This is a genomic window from Kitasatospora sp. NPDC091335 (assembly GCF_044757205.1).
Lineage (GTDB): Bacteria > Actinomycetota > Actinomycetes > Streptomycetales > Streptomycetaceae > Kitasatospora.
In genome coordinates this window covers 1-1030 of record NZ_JBIVUM010000051.1, presented here as the reverse complement: position 1 = coordinate 1030, position 1030 = coordinate 1, and the positions used below count along the sequence as shown (strand labels likewise).

The following is a 1030-nucleotide window of genomic DNA, read 5'->3' as shown; positions in this document are numbered from 1 at the left end:
CTGAGGACAAGCCCTCGGCCTATTAGTACCGGTCAACTCCACCCCTCACAGGGCTTCCATATCCGGCCTATCAACCCAGTCGTCTACTGGGAGCCTTACCCTCTCAAGGAGGTGGGAGTGCTCATCTCGAAGCAGGCTTCCCGCTTAGATGCTTTCAGCGGTTATCCCTCCCGAACGTAGCCAACCAGCCATGCCCTTGGCAGGACAACTGGCACACCAGAGGTTCGTCCGTCCCGGTCCTCTCGTACTAGGGACAGCCCTTCTCAACACTCCTACGCGCACAGCGGATAGGGACCGAACTGTCTCACGACGTTCTAAACCCAGCTCGCGTACCGCTTTAATGGGCGAACAGCCCAACCCTTGGGACCTACTCCAGCCCCAGGATGCGACGAGCCGACATCGAGGTGCCAAACCATCCCGTCGATATGGACTCTTGGGGAAGATCAGCCTGTTATCCCCGGGGTACCTTTTATCCGTTGAGCGACGGCGCTTCCACAAGCCACCGCCGGGTCACTAGTCCCTACTTTCGTACCTGCTCGACCCGTCAGTCTCACAGTCAAGCTCCCTTGTGCACTTACACTCAACACCTGATTGCCAACCAGGCTGAGGGAACCTTTGGGCGCCTCCGTTACCCTTTAGGAGGCAACCGCCCCAGTTAAACTACCCACCAGACACTGTCCCTGATCCGGATCACGGACCCAGGTTAGACATCCAGCACGACCAGAGTGGTATTTCAACGACGACTCCACCATGACTGGCGTCACGGCTTCAAAGTCTCCCACCTATCCTACACAAGCCGAACCGAACACCAATATCAAGCTATAGTAAAGGTCCCGGGGTCTTTCCGTCCTGCTGCGCGAAACGAGCATCTTTACTCGTAATGCAATTTCACCGGGCCTATGGTTGAGACAGTCGAGAAGTCGTTACGCCATTCGTGCAGGTCGGAACTTACCCGACAAGGAATTTCGCTACCTTAGGATGGTTATAGTTACCACCGCCGTTTACTGGCGCTTAAGTTCTCAGCTTCGCC

The 1030-nt window shown here is 56.1% G+C and carries 1 rRNA gene; it reads right to left on the bottom strand.

Annotated features, from left to right (window positions below):
- Positions 1 to 2: 2 nt before the first annotated feature.
- Positions 3 to 1030, bottom strand: a 23S ribosomal RNA gene (locus ACIQOW_RS39690); the annotation flags it as partial.